This is a genomic window from Dellaglioa sp. L3N (assembly GCF_054941095.1).
In genome coordinates this window covers 468,578-486,982 of the sequence record NZ_CM142928.1, presented here as the reverse complement: position 1 = coordinate 486,982, position 18,405 = coordinate 468,578, and the positions used below count along the sequence as shown (strand labels likewise).

At 30.4% G+C, this 18,405-nt stretch carries 18 protein-coding genes and 1 pseudogene; 4 read left to right on the top strand and 15 right to left on the bottom strand.

The features are described 5' to 3' along the window. The first annotated feature begins 18 nt into the window (after positions 1 to 18). Positions 19 to 1,011 carry a class 1b ribonucleoside-diphosphate reductase subunit beta gene (gene nrdF, locus ACVPPR_RS02360; protein WP_462297291.1) on the top strand — a complete coding sequence of 331 codons (993 nt, stop codon included), beginning with the start codon at positions 19 to 21 and terminating at the stop codon, positions 1,009 to 1,011. Between the two features lie 313 nt (positions 1,012 to 1,324). Here nrdF and ACVPPR_RS02355 read toward each other — a convergent pair whose 3' ends face one another. From ACVPPR_RS02355 to mprF, 8 genes and pseudogenes are all read right to left on the bottom strand, one after another. Beyond that, the gene (locus tag ACVPPR_RS02355) at positions 1,325 to 1,624 is read right to left on the bottom strand and encodes a hypothetical protein (protein WP_462304554.1); all 300 of its coding nucleotides are present in this window, start codon (positions 1,622 to 1,624) and stop codon (positions 1,325 to 1,327) included. Beyond that, positions 1,617 to 1,877, bottom strand: coding sequence for a DUF2089 family protein (locus ACVPPR_RS02350; RefSeq protein ID WP_462297293.1), 261 nt, complete (start codon positions 1,875 to 1,877; stop codon positions 1,617 to 1,619). The genes ACVPPR_RS02355 and ACVPPR_RS02350 overlap by 8 nt, the downstream gene beginning before the upstream one ends. A gap of 287 nt (positions 1,878 to 2,164) precedes the next feature. Further along, a pseudogene (locus ACVPPR_RS02345) lies at positions 2,165 to 2,269 on the bottom strand (IS982 family transposase); the annotation flags it as partial. A 97-nt stretch (positions 2,270 to 2,366) separates the two neighbouring features. Beyond that, on the bottom strand, positions 2,367 to 2,774 hold the full coding sequence (locus tag ACVPPR_RS02340) for a hypothetical protein (protein ID WP_462304553.1): 408 nt from the start codon (positions 2,772 to 2,774) through the stop codon (positions 2,367 to 2,369). 22 nt (positions 2,775 to 2,796) lie between these two features. Further along, complete coding sequence (locus ACVPPR_RS02335) at positions 2,797 to 3,333, bottom strand: DUF1648 domain-containing protein (RefSeq protein WP_462304552.1); 537 nt, start codon at positions 3,331 to 3,333, stop codon at positions 2,797 to 2,799. Continuing rightward, positions 3,323 to 3,601 (bottom strand): autorepressor SdpR family transcription factor, encoded by a 279-nt coding sequence (locus ACVPPR_RS02330; RefSeq protein ID WP_462304551.1) that lies wholly within the window; start codon positions 3,599 to 3,601, stop codon positions 3,323 to 3,325. Before ACVPPR_RS02330 ends, ACVPPR_RS02335 begins: the two co-directional genes overlap by 11 nt. 417 nt (positions 3,602 to 4,018) lie before the next feature. Continuing rightward, complete coding sequence (locus tag ACVPPR_RS02325) at positions 4,019 to 5,362, bottom strand: hemolysin family protein (RefSeq protein WP_462297297.1); 1,344 nt, start codon at positions 5,360 to 5,362, stop codon at positions 4,019 to 4,021. A 416-nt stretch (positions 5,363 to 5,778) separates the two neighbouring features. Next, entirely contained in the window at positions 5,779 to 8,388 is a 2,610-nt protein-coding gene (gene mprF, locus ACVPPR_RS02320; RefSeq protein WP_462304550.1) for a bifunctional lysylphosphatidylglycerol flippase/synthetase MprF, read from the bottom strand. A 346-nt stretch (positions 8,389 to 8,734) separates the two neighbouring features. Between mprF and ACVPPR_RS02315 the strand changes: the two genes are divergently transcribed. Together ACVPPR_RS02315 and ACVPPR_RS02310 are read left to right on the top strand one after the other, a co-directional pair. After that, entirely contained in the window at positions 8,735 to 9,442 is a 708-nt protein-coding gene (locus ACVPPR_RS02315; RefSeq protein ID WP_462304549.1) for a LytR/AlgR family response regulator transcription factor, read from the top strand. Beyond that, positions 9,442 to 10,725, top strand: coding sequence for a sensor histidine kinase (locus tag ACVPPR_RS02310; RefSeq protein WP_462304548.1), 1,284 nt, complete (start codon positions 9,442 to 9,444; stop codon positions 10,723 to 10,725). Before ACVPPR_RS02315 ends, ACVPPR_RS02310 begins: the two co-directional genes overlap by 1 nt. Before the next feature lie 41 nt (positions 10,726 to 10,766). On the opposite strand, the gene ACVPPR_RS02305 is transcribed toward ACVPPR_RS02310, so the two are convergent. The 7 genes from ACVPPR_RS02305 to ACVPPR_RS02275 are packed head-to-tail and all read right to left on the bottom strand — an operon-like array spanning position 10,767 to position 16,845. Next, the gene (locus ACVPPR_RS02305) at positions 10,767 to 11,624 is read right to left on the bottom strand and encodes a lysostaphin resistance A-like protein (protein ID WP_462304547.1); all 858 of its coding nucleotides are present in this window, start codon (positions 11,622 to 11,624) and stop codon (positions 10,767 to 10,769) included. Positions 11,625 to 11,669: 45 nt separating this feature from the next. Then, positions 11,670 to 12,371, bottom strand: a complete 702-nt coding sequence (locus ACVPPR_RS02300) for an ABC transporter permease (protein WP_462304546.1) — start codon at positions 12,369 to 12,371, stop codon at positions 11,670 to 11,672. Between the two features lie 25 nt (positions 12,372 to 12,396). Next, entirely contained in the window at positions 12,397 to 13,116 is a 720-nt protein-coding gene (locus ACVPPR_RS02295; protein ID WP_462304545.1) for an ATP-binding cassette domain-containing protein, read from the bottom strand. A 6-nt stretch (positions 13,117 to 13,122) separates the two neighbouring features. Continuing rightward, a complete protein-coding gene (locus tag ACVPPR_RS02290) occupies positions 13,123 to 13,893 on the bottom strand; it encodes an ABC transporter permease (RefSeq protein WP_462304544.1) in 771 nt (256 codons plus the stop codon). Beyond that, a complete protein-coding gene (locus tag ACVPPR_RS02285; RefSeq protein WP_462304543.1) occupies positions 13,880 to 14,809 on the bottom strand; it encodes an ABC transporter ATP-binding protein in 930 nt (309 codons plus the stop codon). The genes ACVPPR_RS02290 and ACVPPR_RS02285 overlap by 14 nt, the downstream gene beginning before the upstream one ends. Before the next feature lie 25 nt (positions 14,810 to 14,834). Beyond that, the gene (locus ACVPPR_RS02280; protein WP_462304542.1) at positions 14,835 to 15,710 is read right to left on the bottom strand and encodes a hypothetical protein; all 876 of its coding nucleotides are present in this window, start codon (positions 15,708 to 15,710) and stop codon (positions 14,835 to 14,837) included. Continuing rightward, a complete protein-coding gene (locus tag ACVPPR_RS02275; RefSeq protein WP_462304541.1) occupies positions 15,703 to 16,845 on the bottom strand; it encodes a ThiF family adenylyltransferase in 1,143 nt (380 codons plus the stop codon). The genes ACVPPR_RS02280 and ACVPPR_RS02275 overlap by 8 nt, the downstream gene beginning before the upstream one ends. Before the next feature lie 744 nt (positions 16,846 to 17,589). On the opposite strand from ACVPPR_RS02275, the gene ACVPPR_RS02270 reads away from it, so the two are divergent. After that, complete coding sequence (locus ACVPPR_RS02270) at positions 17,590 to 18,399, top strand: transposase (protein WP_462304540.1); 810 nt, start codon at positions 17,590 to 17,592, stop codon at positions 18,397 to 18,399. Positions 18,400 to 18,405 lie beyond the last annotated feature (6 nt).

Here is an 18,405-nt window from a genome sequence, read left to right as displayed (position 1 = left end):
GTAACGGAGGAAAATTAAATGAATAATGATAGTTATAAGGCAATTAATTGGAATGAAGTTGAAGATCAAGTTGATAAAGCAACTTGGGAAAAATTAACCGAACAATTTTGGTTAGATACCCGTATCCCACTCTCAAATGATTTAGATGATTGGCGGACATTAAGTCCTGCAGAAAAAACATTAGTTGGTCATGATTTTGGTGGGTTAACTTTGTTGGATACTGTCCAATCTCAAGACGGGATGGAATCATTACGTCATGATACACGGACGGCACATGAAGAAGCCGTTTTGAATAATATTCAATTTATGGAATCGGTTCATGCTAAAAGTTATTCATCAATCTTTTCAACATTGAATACAGCTTCGGAAATCACTGAGATTTTTGAATGGACTGATAAAAATGAATTTTTACAAAAAAAGGCTCAACGGATTAATGGTATTTACCATTCTGGAACGCCTTTAGAAAAGAAAGTAGCTTCTGTCTTTCTTGAAACATTCTTATTCTACTCTGGCTTCTATACGCCACTCTATTATCTAGGTCATAATAAATTAGCTAACGTTGCTGAAATTATCAAATTAATTTTACGTGATGAATCTGTTCATGGTACCTTCATTGGTTACAAATTCCAATTAGGCTTCAATGAACTTTCTGAAGAAGAACAAGGAAAAATGAAGACATGGATGTACGATCTTCTTTTTGAATTATACGAAAATGAAGAAAAATACACTCACGAACTTTACGATGAAGTTGGTTGGACTGAGGAAGTTTTAACTTTCTTACGTTATAACGCCAACAAAGCCTTGATGAATTTAGGCCAAGATCCTTTATTTCCTGACACGGCTTCGGATGTTAATCCTGTCGTTATGAACGGTATTTCAACCTCAACCTCAAACCATGATTTCTTCTCTCAAGTTGGTAATGGTTACTTACTTGGTAGCGTTGAATCAATGAATGATTCAGATTACGAAATTGGCGAAAGCGGACAAATGAAGCGTCGTCCTAAACGCTAGACAAATAGCCTACACAATTGGATTTCAGCCTAATTGTGTAGGCTATTTTATTGGATCTATACTATCGTCGTTGATGGAAATCATTTTATTCATTAGTTAACAATACCGGAAGTTGTACTGAAAAGCGGAGTAGACGTACTAACTGTTGTTTTAATTGTCTTTATACCACTGATAATTGTAAGAATGGCTACCAATAATATGCAAAAGGCTTTTCCTTTCCTAAAATGGGGTTATCAGCAAATATTTTTAAAATTTAGTTATATTTCAACAATATTTTTGTCCGGATATTTGGCATAGGAATGCATCAGCTTTTTTATTTATTCTTCTTTTGACTCAAATCCTTACTTAACATCTTATTTTTTTCTTTTAAAGTTCTTTTAGTATAACGATCATGCCCATCACCCCAAAAAACCAATAAAACAATAATTCCAATAGCTGCCATTATAAAATCTTTAAAAACTAAATGTTGACTTTCAACCATTACCAAAACAATACCAATTGTACCTAACAGGGGTATTATTCCACCAAGCCAAAAATATTTTGTGTTTGCCAACCAATATGTCTCAATCAAAATTAAAAGTATCACTATTACGAAAAATGTTAACTCATTCATTTTTTTCTCCTTCATGGAATTCTATAATTTTTTTTGCTGCACTATAACTAATTTGATCATCCGTTACTAGACGCATAAGATTCACTATAAATGGTTCACTATCTTTCTCATCAATTAGTCCAATTTTAGTTATAACATCATTTAGTCTATTCCGTACTGTCGGATATGAAACTGAATATTCTTTTGCTACTTGCTTTAGCGACCCCGACGATAGTGTAAACCGCTTAATAAAATTCATATCTTCATCCGTCATATTCTCGTACCATGTATTAATAATAATTTCCTCTTTTCTTACTTATATATAATAACTTTAACATTGTTAAATAATATATCAACATTATTTAATAATATATAATTTATGCGTGGTTCTAGTTGATTTTTAACCAAGTATTAATCACTATTCTAATCGCGATTGAAAGACACCAAAGGATCAAACACGATTATGTTCAATATCAAATAAGTGACATAACCTGGAAAATACGGTCTTAATCCGCCGTTGGTGGTTTAACAGTCGTTCATTTGCTTGTCATTCTCGCATATTTTTACGCCGTAGCGTCTAAAACCACATTTTTTAGTAACGTTATAGCCAATATTGGCACTTGCTTTAAAAACTTTAGCCTGATGATTCCGTATTGTTTGGCATAGTTAAATTACCTATTATTTAACCTCTTTTACTCAAGTATTTTATGTCTAACAAAAAGAAGACCTTTTTAGGATCTTCTTCTAAAGTAGAAAATAATTACTATTTTTCTACATATTCAGTTTCAATCTTAAATTTTTTGGCAGAAACAAACAACCGATAATCCTCATGTGTATATAACGAAACCATAAACTTCTTGCGCACATAATCAACACGAATATCGTCCATCTGTCCTAACCCATCGTCAAACACTGGCCCATTTGTTTCTTCATATCTAAGTGTATCTAAATCCATCGAATAATTAACTCGCCAAACTTCTTCAAACATCAACTTTATTTTTAAATTCTGATCTTCATAATCAGTCATATTTATAACTAAATTAATATTACTCTTGACATCACTATCTCCTGTATTTATATAATTCATTGAATTAATATAACAATCATGTAGCCCATATTCACGGTTTAATATCTCATATGTCTGTTTATCTAAAATATGTTTTAATTCCATTTTCATTCTCCTTTTAATATGATTACCAATACATTCCTACTACTCCGGCACAAAATATGATAACTCCTAAAATAACCATCCACATACCTGATAATCGATTTAACTTTTGCCAATGTTCTGGATTATTTAAAGTTTTTTTCGTTCTAAAACCAACATATTTATTAGGTACCGTTTTGGGAATATAATTACCAATCACGATGAGCAAGGCCCCCACTATTAAAGCCACACTACTTATGATATTAATTTGATAACCAAGCGCATTAGTATATATAATTGTTGATAGAATTACTGAAAGTACTGGAAAAATCCAAATCAAGATTGTGTTTAACTTCTTATTTTGATGATTAAATCTACTGATCACCATCATTATCACGCTAATTAAGATCATAAACAGTGGAAATCCAATAATAACCAATGCTTTATTACCATACTGATTAATATTGCCACTTATATTCCAGTGAATCGGCATTTCATTTGGTAATTTTTTATACAGCAAAAATCCTGTAATCATTGGTATAAGTCCAAATAAAACGGCACTCATATTTCTTTTATTTTTCATTATTTTCTCCTTTCGTTAAATCCTGCAGCCACAACATCGCATCTTCAAACACACTTAAATTTAACTCATAATAAATAAAATTTTTATACTTAGTTTCCCTAATCAAATCACCTTGTCTTAACACCTTCAAATGATTTGAAATAGTTGCTTGGCTCAAAGTAAACTGTTCACTAATTTCTCCCGCCGATAATCTTTTTTTCTTTAATAACATTAAAATATCCCGTCTAACTGGGTTAGACAATGCTTTTAGCGTATTTTGTAAACTCATTTATTGTCTCCTTTCTATTTAGAACTATCTCTAAATAGAATATATCATCTATTTAGATTAAAGTCAATATAGACCTCCATACCATTAAAGTATTGCCCTTATTCCTTGTAAACCAACTTTTAAATTAGAAAATGAAAAAGTTAAAGCCTGCATAAATGATGCCTTACCCTCTTTAGGTTTGCTATTTTTAATTTTAATAATCTTATCATTTTTTATTCAAGATAGTTCATACTTTTATAACGGCCGGATTTTCTTAATAGTGCTCTTTTTAGGTAGAATTCTTGTGCAATATTTCTTCATTTCACATACTAAAAAACCATAGGGAATTCAATCCCTATGGTTTTTTTGATTAGTTACTAGATTTTTAATTTTTAGAAATTATTTAACTTTATACGATTAAAATCTTGAAAACTATTTTTATTTACTTATTTCATCATTATTGGCCTTTTTCTCTACCGGTAATACGGTAACTTCAAATTCAGAAATATAGGCATTTTCATAATCTAACGCTTTAATTTTAAAATTAGAAATGTTCATTTCATCATTAGCCCGAAATTTAGAATTTTTATTAAGGATAAGTCCCGTAAGTGTGACTGCATCGCTCTCTTCTGTCTCTTTGAGCGTTGTATCAAAGTAGCGTTCAAAATCGTATAAGGTCACTTTACCTGAAACCTTGTATCGATTATTACCCAAATCTACTATATTATCATCATTCGTATCATCAAATTCTTCCCTAACAACACCGAATAATTCTTCATAAATATCTTTATCTGTAATAATTCCTGAAGTGCCACCATACTCATTAACAACAATAACAATTGGCGTACGCCTAGATACCATGACATCCATAATACTATGAACCTCGGCATTTTCCTGAACAGCCGGAATATCACGCATAATTGTTGAAATTAAATTCGATTTATTTATTTTTTCCTGTCGTAATAAATCATAACTATAAACATAACCGATAACTTTGTCTTTATCATTATTAGCAATGACTGGGAATCTTGAATATCTCGTTTTCCAGTATAAGTTAACAACATTTTTAATGGTTGCGTCTACATCTACTGCAACCATTGATGTCCGGTCAATCATAATATCTTCCGCTACTTTATCATTCATATCAAATGCGCGTTGCATAAAGGTTAAATCTTCTTCATCAAGTTCACCAGCATTCGCAGATAAACGGGATAATGACAGAATTTCAGTTTGCGAATAAATATCTTCTTCATTTTCAACTTCATACCCTAATAAATGTGTAATCCAATTTGCCGATCGATCTAAAATCCATATTAGCGGATATAAAACGATATGGAAAAAGAGAATAGGTCGGACAATAAATAATAATACTGGTAATGGATCTGCAATCGCAATATTTTTAGGAACTAAATCAGTAAAAACAGCATGAATAACCGTAAAAATAAGAATTGCAGCAACCGATGCAATAGCATTTGCCATAGCCGCAGGTAATATATTGGATTGAATAATCGCATCCGCAATTGTTTTTTCACCAATCCAACCAAGAATCAAACTGGTTGAGGTTATTCCAACCTGGGCTGTTGACAGGTATTCCGTTAAGTTTTCCGTCATGTGAATAGCTCGCTTAATATTTTTAAGTGGCTTTTTTTCATACATATCTTTTAATGCACTAACCCGTACCCGAACCAGCGCATACTCAGTAAGCGTAAATAACACAGACAACAGTAATATCGCAATGATAACAATGATATTCAATAAATAACTTTCCGGACCAGAATCCAAGGTAACACCCTACTTTCAATTTGTCATAATTTTTATTATTAATCCTTATTGTATCAAAAATTGTATCCATAAACTAGTGAGTACCCATTGACTCTTTAAAATATGCTATAATTCATGTATCATATTACGTATTTACAAAAAAACTGAATTAAATAGTTCAATCGTGTTTTTAATAAAAAATCGGGGGTAACGATATGCGTAGCCACTTAAAAGTGCCATTCATCTTGCTTTTATCAACAGTTATCGGTTTAATTTTAATATACTTTGGACAAGGATTTTTAGGCTGGTCTATTGGTTTTATCGCTATTATTTATTGCATGATTTGGATTCCTAAAAAGCACTGACTAATTAGCACCTTTAAAAATAAATAGCAAAAGCGCAGAATCACATTAAACCTGATTCTGCGCTTTTATCATTTATTTAGCATTTCTCAAGAAAAATTTCACAATAAAACTAGATCCCTTAACTTTTCTATCTGTCGGCCTTTTCTGATTAACAACCGTTAAAATCTGCAACAACGTAAACGCAATTGAGCTACGTTTCCTAAATGAAATATACTTTGAATGCCATTCTGTTACATATTTATCCTTATATTGCTTCAAGCCCTGGAAACCATAAAAACGGTATCCATACTTATAAATCATATGGGCAATTTTTTCTTCAACAAAACTAAATTTAGATTCACCCACATTCGATAATGGTGCCATACCCATATCAAATAATTCATAACCCTCTTCTGTCGCTTGTTGAAATAAACTAATGAAAATTTTATCCATTATACCAGATGGTGCCATTTCTCGACTATATCTCATCAAATCAATCGATAAAACCCTATGATTTCCAGTTGGCATCATTGTCGCAAACGCAACCTTACGCCCTTCAGAATCGTTAATAACGGCAATCGGTGCTTGATTAAGATAATAATCATCAAAGAATCCTAAAGAAAATCCTTTTTCAGATTGTCCACCTAGCCAACTGTCAGAAATATCTTTTAATTCTTGAATCGTTTCTTTTGAATAGGGCGGTTCAATCATCGCAAATGAATAATTTTCTCGGTCAAATTTATTCATTAAAGCACGCTCTGAACGTCGTTTTTTACCAGACAACACCACTTCAGAAACTTTAACGAAACCTTCTTCACCAATTTTAATAAAATCAAATCCAACTTCATGCAACATCATCGTTAATTGTGCATCAACTTCATAAAAGACTAACTCTAATCCCTCAACATCTGCATCAATAATAAATTGATTAATAGCGGCACGAATAAACTCAGGATTTCCAACTGGCTCACCCATAACAACTAATTTATTCGACTTTTTCTGATAAAGGAAAAAGACTTCATCCTGCCCTTCATTTTGATAAAAATAGACATTCTTATCCCTTAAAAAGGCAAGATGACTGACTTCATTTCCACCATAAGTATCAACCACGTTTTTAACACGATCTGCTGGAAACTCTTGCTCACCAAATCGTTGATCCTTACGAGATAGGTACGTAAATGTGACCCACACAACAATGACCGCAAAAAGTAACCCTAAAAAGCCAGATAACCAAATTTTCTCTGATGGAAATAAGAAAACATCTGGGACCTTACCCGTATGATGAAATTGTGGTGCATTATAGAACCCAACTATTGTATAAAGAATAAAAGTTCCCGCAAATATGCCTCCATCAATTAGCAAGCGTCCCCACGAATATTCAAATCTTTCACGATAAAATATTTGTTTAGACAACAACGCACAAATTAATATAACGGCTAAGAAAATGAGTAAGGTAATTGAAAAATCATGCCAGAGAGTATTAATAATCCCCATGACAACAAAAAGAACCATTGGCCAATAGGCACGTTTAACCTTAGATTCAATGCCTCGACCAATTCCAATCATTAAAAAGGCAATAAAAATATTGCTCATCTGATGAATAAAGTAGAAGGTATATGGATATAAGTAACTAATAATCGGATTAGTAAACGTAAATTCTGGGACCGTTGAAGCCAATAACAGAATAACTCCTGTCACATAGAAAAATAAAACAAGGATAAAATGCGCAACTCTTCTAAGTAACACAACAGGTAATCCATTCAAATACTCATTAAATCGACCACCTGAATCTTTAATAAATAAAATGACTCCCACTAAGAACGGGAATATATAATAAAATAATCGATAGAATAACAACCAAATAACAGCCGTACTATTATGTACACCTAGTGTCTGTAGTCCTAATATCATAAAGACATCAAATGACCCTAATCCACCAGGAATCATTGATATAACACCAATAATTGATGCGATAACGAACAACGGGAACACAGCCACTAAATGAGATGGATCAACATTCATCATGTATCCAATAAATATGAAGAATAGTCCAGCAGAACCCCATTCTAAAGATGACCCCAGAATGAGTGTTAATTCACGACCAATTGTTAAATCCGCAAAAAATTCTGAATCTCTGGTTTTTGTAATAATGAAAACAATTGGAAAATATAACCCACCCAATAATAACCAAATCCAATACTGTCCGAACTGTGAGCCAATATTTAAGCCAAAAATTAAAATTAAAGACACCCAACAATACAGTGATAGACCAGCAACTAAAAATAATGCTACCTTTGAAATAGCGAATAGGACTTGTTTTTTAGATGCATTCTTACTATAGAAGTTAGCTCTCAACGAAGCCCCTAGTAAGCCACCGAATCCCGCAATATTAGTCATTGTGTTGGTTATCCAACCACTTTGTAGAATATATCGCCATGAATATTTCTCTGGCAAAAATTTAACCATCACAAAATCATAAATCATCATAGGTAAAACGGCAATAAACCCAATTACCAGCATTAATAAAATGGATCCAACCGACTGTGACTCAAAGCTTCTTTGAACTTGGGCACCATTAATATCTCTAAAGATACGTCCAACTTGGATAATAACAAAAATTAAAACTGATAAAATAAATAGGAGTTTCAAAACTGTTAATCTTTTTTTGATAAATTCATTACCTGCATTAATTATTTTTTTCATTTTTGAATCTCCCGGCTTATTATTGTTTATTCATACTTTCATTCAGATATATAACACCATAATTTTGTTCTTTTACCTATCTTACCATTTATAGCTTACTACTCACGTAAAATATAAATAAACAGTACCAAAAACTAATTAAATATAATTATATTTTAGTCGGTTCCATTTTTCCAGTCATTAGATTATTTTGTTTTCTAACTCTTAGATAAGCGCTACGCTTTACTTCTATAAATTAAATTCCAAAAACTTAAAATAAAAGACATTGAATTGCCGAAAGAAACATTTATAATGAACTTAACTACAGACAACATCTAAATAATCTATGAAGAGGTGACTTAACTAAATGATCAATGTTGCAATATGTGATGATTTGCCTAAAATGACAGCAACCGTTGAAAAAACGTTAATGAATTTTGACACGACGTTATTCGATATATCCGTTTTTTTTAATCCTCAAAAATTATTGACTGATATTACTGAACACCATTATGATTTGTTCATATTAGATATTGAATTCCCAAATTATTCTGGAATAGATATTGCAAAAAAAATACGTGAAAATGACTTAAATGTACCAATTATCTTTTTAACTAGTTTCAATGAATATATGGAAGAAGTTTTCAAAGTACAAACTTTTGATTATATTATTAAGCCGATTTCTAACGAAAACTTTTTTCCCGTCCTACAAAAAGTTATCCAATATCTCGATATAGACACCAAATCATTTTCCTTTACATATAACAGAGTTTCTTACAACCTTAAATTTAACGACATTATCTATTTTGAAAAGCAAAAAAGAATGGTCATTATTCATGATAGACATAAAGTATATAAAATGAATATGCCTACCCTTAAATTACTTTCCGCTCTAAATAATAATTTTGTACAGACACAAGCATCCTATATCGTAAATATTCGATTTATCAAAGAAATTGGAAGTACTTATGTTATTCTGTCCTACAATTCTAAAACGATTGAAATTCCAATTAGTCGTAAATTTAAACATAACGCCCACGATGCTATTCTAATGAAGCTAAGGAGTACTCTATAATGGTAGACGCTTTAATACGTATATCTAGTTTTATCATTTACCTATTTATGTTAAACTTCTTTTTTTCAAGTTGGTCTTCAAATACTAGAATCTCTGTAAAATATTTAATAACTTTATTTTTTTTAGCCCTTATCGTATTAATTAATTCATACTTTATTCCTACTAATATTGAACCGTTCATCAATATAGCTGTGACCATATCTGCAATGATAATTCTTGCCAAGCACCACAGTATTCCAACTAAAGAATCTGTTTTTTTAATCATAATATTACTTACTATCAACTTTATTTGTGAATCACTGTCTCTCACTGTTTTTGATAGTATTCTATCTCCAATGTACGATTCAAAAAATCTAGTATTCGTTATAATAACAACAAGTATTACTATGTCAATTGAAATACTTTTATTCCTCATGCTAAAATTATTCTTTTTCAGAAATAAAATTTACACTGATACATTAACTTATCCTGTTTTACTATCATTGACTTCAATTCCAATTATCTCAATAATTGTTTTGTTCAGCTTTCTACTATCGAATTTAAATATTAGCGTACATTCAATATTTTTTGCATTATTAATAGCATTTGGCATCCTATATATGAATATTTGTGTCTTATATTTATACAACAGTCTTACAAAACACTTAAGAAAAATCAATCAAATCACACTCCAAAATCGTGCATTATCTTCAGAAATGAAATATATTTTTGAAGTAAAAAAATCTCAAGTTCAACTCAAATCAATGCGTCACGATTTAAAAAATCAATTTCTTGTATTACTCGGTCTAATTGAAGAAAATCAAATAAATGAAGCAAAAAAATATCTTCAAAACTCAATTAGTCAAGTCTCCTTGCATCAACATTTTTATACTCATGATATTGTTCTGAATTACCTTTTAACCGAAAAAGTAGAATTTGCAAAAAAATCTAATATCTCATTTAATATCAAAGTATTAATAAGCAAAAAAATTAAAATTGATAACGACATTTTATCAATTTTAATTGGCAATCTTATTGATAATGCTATCAAGGCAACTAACAGATTACCTAATAATCATCCTCGCAAAATTTCTCTAGTCATTAAACAATTTGATGATAAATTATTAATCGATATTAAAAATACATTCGACTCAACCGAAAAGAAAACTCGTTACCAAAGACAAAATGACGGTCTCGGTATAAACAATGTTAAACGAATTGTGCATAATTATAATGGGCTTTACAAGCAATGGGATGAAAATGGTCACTATTTAGTTAGTATCGTATTACTTAATATCATTTAAAAAAAATAAGACTAAGATTTATTAGATGATAAACCTTAGTCTTATTTTTTTGATTTTGTATTCTGTCTAATAAAATAATAACTCGCACAACTTGCACATAATATAAATGTTGTTACTACACTACTTTCTAGACCAAATTGATTTCCCAACAAGTACCTATGATCATCAGAAACATTCATTTTTAATATTGAAATTTTTAAACTAATATTACTGATATCACCACCAAATATAATACCTAAAGTAAAATTCCATGCTCCGTGTAAAAAACCAACCACCCAAATATTTTGCCGTTTATAAAATAGTAACCCTAAAACAACCCCTAAGAGCATCAAGTTAATAAAGCTCCATACAGAATTATTTCCATTAATTACATGGACACTACTAAATATAATTGAGCTAAGTAAAATAGCAGTTAATGGTGTAAACTTTACCACTAATCCATTCATTAGGTACCCACGAAAAATAATTTCTTCACTCAATCCCTGAAATAAAAATCCTAAAAAATACACAAGTAACATGATAAAATTTAAACTTTGTTGCAAATAAAATTGACTATTTGTCAATACCAATACCAGTATACCAATTATTCCTGTTAATATAGAGCCTAAAATCCAACCTCTAAGACATTCTGAAATTATGGATTTATTTGTTAATCCCAGTGACAACATGCTTCGTTTTTCAAAAAAATGACTATACGTAACAAAAATAAAAATAGTAATTATTGTACTAAATAATTCCCCTATTAAAAATAGCTGCCCTGTAAGATCTATTGGAACATTTACACCATTAAATAAGCTAAACATTCCAATATATATTATCTGGAAAGTACTTTGTAATACAATAATCATTGGAAATTGTAACCAAAACCAAGTCTTACGTTCCCTTTTTGTAATAGTCATTACTCTGTTCAATAACAATTATTTTGCACCCCATTAATTAAATTTCTATATTGCTTCACTCTTTTCAATATATTTTCCCATACTCCGACTAACCAAAATTATTATTATTATTATTAATACAGAAATAAATAATGATAATATTAAAAATGAACTTAATAATATTGCTGATAAATTTGAAAGAAATACGACAAAAATAATACTTGTAATTATTACCTTAACCGTTGAGTTCATTAGAATACCAATAAAGCTTGAAAACAAGATAATTAATAATGTCAAACAAATACAAATAATTACTGATACAATCATATTCCCTATATGATTAATCGGATTATCAATCGTAAGCGGAATAAATATTCCCAACGTATTATAAATAATATTCGAAAATAGTAATCCCATAACTTCAGATACAGAAATAATTGAAGAAAGCACAGCTACCTTAGTGTAGAACAATTTTTTTCGATCTGTCGGTAATAAATATGTTTTGCTCTTATTCATTCCAACATAATCACGTACTAATAATTGACTTGCCAAAATTGATCCATAAATAGCCAATACACACATTGTTCCCGTTGTAGCTAGTCCAAGTACTGCCATATATCCAGTTAACATACTATCATTTTCACTTGTATCAAAACGACCTACTAAAGCAAAAAAATACAAAAAAAGTAACTGTAAACTTCCTGTTATTACAGTACACGAAATCAATATTTTTTTCATTCGGTTAAATTCAAATCTAAAATGTTTCATAATAATCTCCTTAAAAAATACATTCTTAATGTGCTTTTTGTTCAATAAAGTTATGATAAAATCCCATTAATCCATCTGAAAATAATTGACTTATTTCTGATAAAGATTTTATATCACTAGTTTGACCATTTGTCATTACAAGTGCATCTGTAATGATATCCATTAAATCAGCAAAAGAATGACTCGTAATGATGACAACTTTATCTTCAGCTAACCGCTGAATAAATTGTTTTGTCATAACCACACCATCTGGATCCAACCCATTAAAAGGTTCATCAAGTATCAATATTTCCGGATTATGGGAAATAGCAACAGCTAATAATAAACGTTGCCTCATCCCTAACGATAAGCTACCAATTTTTTGATTTGGTGAAACATCAAGTCCAACATTTTTTAGTACTGAACGCCACTCTTTGGGCTCACTTAAGTTAAAATAATAATAATGTTCTTCCAATAGCTCTTTAATTGATAAATCAAATATACTATCTGATTGAGCAAAAACTGATCCAATTTTTTTCAAAAAAGTCTCACGGTTATTTTTATTTAGTTCTAATTGATCAATACAAATCTTGCCATTTTCTGGAAATAATAACCCACAAATACATTTTAGGAACGTTGTTTTACCAGCGCCATTAGGACCAACTAAACCATAAATACCACTATTTTCAAAATTTAAATGGCTGACGTTCAATATTTTTTGTCCCTCTATTTCTTTTGTCACCTTAAATACCTCTAAACGTGTCATGTTAAATTACCCCCGTTTTGTTAATGCAAATAATGAAAGTCCAAATGCAATTAATGCCCATGCAATAATAGTAACTAAATTGAGATACGAAAATACCCCAAAATGAAATAAAGTTGACCTAATTAAGTTACCCGTTGGAACAAAAGGTAAAAAATTATAAAAGCCCTCAATCCAATCTGGTAACCTTGTAGCAGGATAAGTAATAGGAGAAAATAGAAGTCCACCAATCATAATAAGCTGCGTCACCAAGGCCATAATATTTATTGATAACCAATAAGCTAAAGAGAAACCTATTAAAATCATCGTGAACTGGGACAAAATTATAACAATAATACTTATTGGATTAACATATAGTACAACGTGGAATCGCATAACAGCAGCAATACAAGACATAATGATTCCTGGTAATGAAGCTAAGCTCCATATAATCACATCAGCAAAGATAATTCCCGCTCGTTCCACTGGCAATGTTTTTTGATATGCTATAATACCATCTTTTTTTGCAGTACCAACTATTTGTGCAGCAAGTACGCAACCAACTGCAATAATACCAATAGTTATTGCCCCAGATGATAAATAAATAGAATCCTGATACGTTAACTCTGGCATTAATAAAGCAAGACCATAGACAATTGCCAATGCTAACACAACTTGAGTTAAACTAAAAGTTGGCAATAAAAATTTATATCTGATTAAACTCCACCAAATCAATCCACTAAATTTCTTAAAACGCATTTTAATAGATGTATCGATTGAATAATTATTACTCCTTTCCATCCGTTAGTCCTCCATATAATGAGTTAAGTGAATACGGTGTCAAACTATAATTTTGAATTTCATTATTATTAATTTTTTTCTGTAACCAATAAATAGCACCCATCACTTGATTTGCATCAAGAAAAATTTCGTATTCTTGATTATCATTTATCGTCACTATTTTTTTTGCTTCTGGTAATTCTGAGTCTAAAAATAAATTATGCACCGTCACATTTAATACACTCGATTTTAAAAGTTCACTTTTAAGCAAATCTGTTGATGAATCACTAATCACTTTACCATGGTCCAATAATAAGTACCGATCAGCATATTGGTCAACTTCAAGTAAATTATGTGTTACGACAATCACAATATGTCTATTTTCAGCTAACTGGCGTAAACATTTCCAAATTAATTTTCTTCTTACTGGATCAACATCATTAGTGGGTTCATCAAATAATAATATTGGTGATGGTTCAACAATAGTCATTGCAAAAGAAGTTAATCTTTGTAAACCTCCTGATAATTTTTCCCCTGGTATATTTGCCCATTCTTCTATTTTAAGATCATATAAAACCTTATTAATCTGGTTTTGTAACTCATTTCCTGACTTTCCTTTAATACGCAATACAGCCTCAATAGATTGTTTTAAAGTTACTCCTACTAACGGGGCATGAAATTGTGGCATCATCGATATCATATTTCTTGCTCGACTAGGGTTTTGCACGAAGGAATCACCGTCAAAAGTTATTGATCCACTATCTGGTTTTATTATACCCATGATTTGATTCAACAATGTTGTCTTTCCGGCACCATTATGCCCTGTTAGAGCAGTTATTTGTCCTGTAGAAAACTGTGTTGAGATATTGTCATTTGCTACTATTTTTCCATTACTAAAGCCTTTAGTAATAGAATGGATACCTAAATTTGTGTTCAAATAATAATCCTCCATTTCTTAATATTTAAATAAATCGCTGAAATAAACAAATTAATAGTGGTATTAACCAAAATAAGATTATTATAAATGTAATAAAATAGCCAACTGCCTTAAAATAAATAACGTCTGGTTTTCTCCCTTCATTAATTTCTTGATTTAAGAAAGGATTATCCCTAATCATTGCAATTAAAAGTTGTCCATCATATCTCTTATGAATTCTAAATTGCCATATAATTCTTATCCACAAAATTGAGCATGCTGCAGCCAAAATCCATGTACTAATTATAATTTGTAAACTAGATAAAACTAATAATTCAAACAAATCTAAAATAATACCTGCACTGATTGCAGTTATTCTGCCAAGTTTTGTCCAAACCCACACGTGTGAAAGAGAAACTTTTGCGACTGCTTGCTTTAATGATACTTTAAAATCTAGGGGCATTAATTGTGTTTGTCCAAAAATCATATGCATTATTTCATGTCCTATTGTCGTTAAAAGTGAAAAAAACAATAAAAATCCTAAATTTTTAAAAATATTTACTTTATCACTAATTAACATATTTCCAGTGGGAATTCCTAAAAAAAAGGTCAAAATTACAATCCCTATTACTGATATCATTCCTATAATGAGTAATGTCCACCTTACAAAATACCAACCGAAAGAGTTATTTTCTTCAGTCAAACTCAAATTTTCAAGTCTATCTTCTGTAAAGAAACCACTACTCTGTAAAATATTCATAAGTTGTTTATCTGAACTTAATTTATTAATATTACCTAATATCAGATCGTTTTTTATTTTTTCATTCACTATAATTGGATCATTTTTCCATGTTAATAAAACCCAATCCCCTCCATTTAACTTTCTAAATAATATTTTATTCAATTTCTTTGACTCAGTCATATTTAACATCTTTGTTTTGATAATACTGAAATATCTCCCACTCTTCAGCTTTACCAATCCCACAAGTTGGGCATTCATTTTCAAATCTCGGCCACGTATGATGAGTAAATGAAGACCCATCTTCATAATTAATTTCATATTGCGTCCCAAGACTTCTTGGCTCTGCATAATTTGTAAGAACTCTAACCGTTTCATCAACGATTTCTGCCGTTAACTGAAACATACCAGGTCCATATGCAATTGAAGGAGGATTAAAATTAATTTCTCTAAACCCTACAAACTGCTTCAAAAATTTAGGATCATTTTTACTGAAATTTAAATTTAGGCAATCAAAACACCCTGTAACAAAAGGAATAACTGTATATACTCTTCCTCGGCTAACTTGTGATGCCCCAAAAACACAAGGTAAGTTTGCTTGAACAATTGCTTTATTTACTACTCTATGAATAATAAATGGTGGCTCATCAATTGCACAAATTACTAAATCAACACCATTTGTATATTGAAGTACATCTTCTGGTTTTTTTATTTTTTTATTATGAGTTTCAATATCAACATCCGAATTCATCTCATTAATTGCTTTTTTTGCAACTTCAGTTTTCAATTGACCAATATCAGCTTCACGAAATAAAAATTGACGGCCTAAATTCCCCATTTCGACACGATCATAATCTACTATAATAATTTTTTTAGGCCCTAATCCTGACAATAAAGTTAGTATATTAGAACCTCCCCCTCCTAAACCTAATAGTAAAATTGTACTTTCATGAATTTTATTTTGTATTTCAAATCTATTTCCCTTAGTATTAACAAACCTACTAAAATAATTTACATTTGGTACGTACCGCTCTTTTTCGTATTCATTAGATAATGTTTCTTCAAGGACACCCTCATCATCCAATAACTTAATACCATAATAAATGTCGTCTTCTGTAAGTTCCGAAAACTCTTCTTTCATTTCTAAAATAATTTGCTTAATATCACGTCCATCAAGTTTTAAAGCAAGACTCCAAAGTTGTCCTTCGGGATCTCCAAATTCAGCCGTAATCCCTAATTGTGCTCCAATTCTAAAACAATCATCACTTAACTGATATAACGGATAGATTGGTTTTATACGTGGTCTACTATACATCAAGGTGAACCTCCTGTATGAATAAAAAATAGGGCAAGATTACCTTTTAGATAATCTTGCCAATAAAAAAGTTTATTTATTAAATAACAATCCACCAAGCTGTTGCATCAACCTTATCTGCTTTTCGTACAGTAATGTTTTTCATGTTATCCCCCTCCTTTCAAGAAAATTAATAGAATTTACACCCAAAACTATAATTTCACTTAAAAAATAAGTAATAAATATTTAGTACACTTTTATAATAACTAAATATACTAAAATAATTACCTATATGTCATAATTGACTAAATTAAAGTAATAAATGACACTTTAATTTATCTTGCGTTAAATATCTACATGTTTTATTGACTATAATTAAACAAATTCCAATAAACTCTTTAATTATTTACCCAACACAATTTGAATAGATGCAATATACATTTTACCTTATCATTTCAATTTCGAATTTGTATTTTAATATTTTAAATTGCGTTTCTTTGATTATATCTATATACACTTAAAACAATAGTTATTAGCAATTCCTAACCTGAATTAAACGTATAATTATTTAAAAAAAAGAAACTCGTTATTAAATAACAAGTTTCTCAATACATTTTCGTCAATACAGTTAACAAAAAAAGGCTCTACAATATTTGTTGTTGGTGATAGAAAATCTATCACTGGCGGCAATTTTTTTATATAATAATACAAAAAAGGGAACTTCGTTTCCTTTAATGGCCAGCCAGCCCAAAAGAAAGAGGTTCCCTCATGATTAATCATACTAAAGTTTTACTTGGAATAGAAGACCCAAATATTATAATTGATAATAATTTAGCTATTCAGTCTGATTCTGATAGTACTATTTTTATTTATGGTACTTTAAATTATCGTCCTAAAGCTTGCCAAAAATGTGGCGTTATCAATACCAATCAGATTATTAATTATGGTTGGCGAACTGTTTCGGTTCGCTTACCTCGTTCATTTGAACGGACTATTATTCTTAAATTACGCAAACAAAATTTCCACTGTAAAACATGCCATGGTTACTTTTTGGCACAAACAACGCTCACAACAAAACATTGTTCTATTTCACTTAACTGCCGTAAAGCTTGTATTGAAAAGTTAAAAGAAACGAGTTCTATGACCCATATCGCAAAAGAACTCGCTACTTCGACTAACTACGTTAGTCGTGTGCTTGCTTTAACCAAACATGATTTCAAAGTAAATTTAAATTATTTACCAGAAGTTCTTCTTTTTGATGATATTAAAACAACAAAAGATGCCTTAAGCTTTGAATATACGGATGCCAAAACTCACGAATTAATTGATTTAATCGATGCACGAACCATCTATCAGATTACCAAACACTTTAATCGTTATGTTAAAACTGCACGTGATAACGTCAAAATAATTGTGACAGATATGAATTATACCTATCCTAAACTAGCTGAAACGTTGTTTCCTAATGCCATTGTTGCATATGATCGATTTCATATTGTTCAATCTATGACTAGAGCTTTCAATCAAACTAGGATTCAAGTTATGAAAAAACTTACAGTAAGTTCCCAATCCTACTAACAATTA

Excerpts from the sequence above, each read along its gene's own strand:
- ACVPPR_RS02290 (WP_462304544.1), bottom strand. The coding sequence starts at position 13,893 with ATGGAAAGGAGTAATAATTATTCAATCGATACATCTATTAAAATGCGT.
- ACVPPR_RS02270 (WP_462304540.1), top strand. The coding sequence starts at position 17,590 with ATGATTAATCATACTAAAGTTTTACTTGGAATAGAAGACCCAAATATT.
- ACVPPR_RS02310 (WP_462304548.1), top strand. The coding sequence starts at position 9,442 with ATGGTAGACGCTTTAATACGTATATCTAGTTTTATCATTTACCTATTT.
- nrdF (WP_462297291.1), top strand. The coding sequence starts at position 19 with ATGAATAATGATAGTTATAAGGCAATTAATTGGAATGAAGTTGAAGAT.
- ACVPPR_RS02315 (WP_462304549.1), top strand. The coding sequence starts at position 8,735 with ATGATCAATGTTGCAATATGTGATGATTTGCCTAAAATGACAGCAACC.
- ACVPPR_RS02305 (WP_462304547.1), bottom strand. The coding sequence starts at position 11,624 with ATGACTATTACAAAAAGGGAACGTAAGACTTGGTTTTGGTTACAATTT.
- ACVPPR_RS02300 (WP_462304546.1), bottom strand. The coding sequence starts at position 12,371 with ATGAAACATTTTAGATTTGAATTTAACCGAATGAAAAAAATATTGATT.
- ACVPPR_RS02340 (WP_462304553.1), bottom strand. The coding sequence starts at position 2,774 with ATGGAATTAAAACATATTTTAGATAAACAGACATATGAGATATTAAAC.
- ACVPPR_RS02280 (WP_462304542.1), bottom strand. The coding sequence starts at position 15,710 with ATGACTGAGTCAAAGAAATTGAATAAAATATTATTTAGAAAGTTAAAT.
- ACVPPR_RS02335 (WP_462304552.1), bottom strand. The coding sequence starts at position 3,333 with ATGAAAAATAAAAGAAATATGAGTGCCGTTTTATTTGGACTTATACCA.
- ACVPPR_RS02295 (WP_462304545.1), bottom strand. The coding sequence starts at position 13,116 with ATGACACGTTTAGAGGTATTTAAGGTGACAAAAGAAATAGAGGGACAA.
- ACVPPR_RS02350 (WP_462297293.1), bottom strand. The coding sequence starts at position 1,877 with ATGACGGATGAAGATATGAATTTTATTAAGCGGTTTACACTATCGTCG.
- mprF (WP_462304550.1), bottom strand. The coding sequence starts at position 8,388 with ATGAAAAAAATAATTAATGCAGGTAATGAATTTATCAAAAAAAGATTA.
- ACVPPR_RS02355 (WP_462304554.1), bottom strand. The coding sequence starts at position 1,624 with ATGAATGAGTTAACATTTTTCGTAATAGTGATACTTTTAATTTTGATT.
- ACVPPR_RS02330 (WP_462304551.1), bottom strand. The coding sequence starts at position 3,601 with ATGAGTTTACAAAATACGCTAAAAGCATTGTCTAACCCAGTTAGACGG.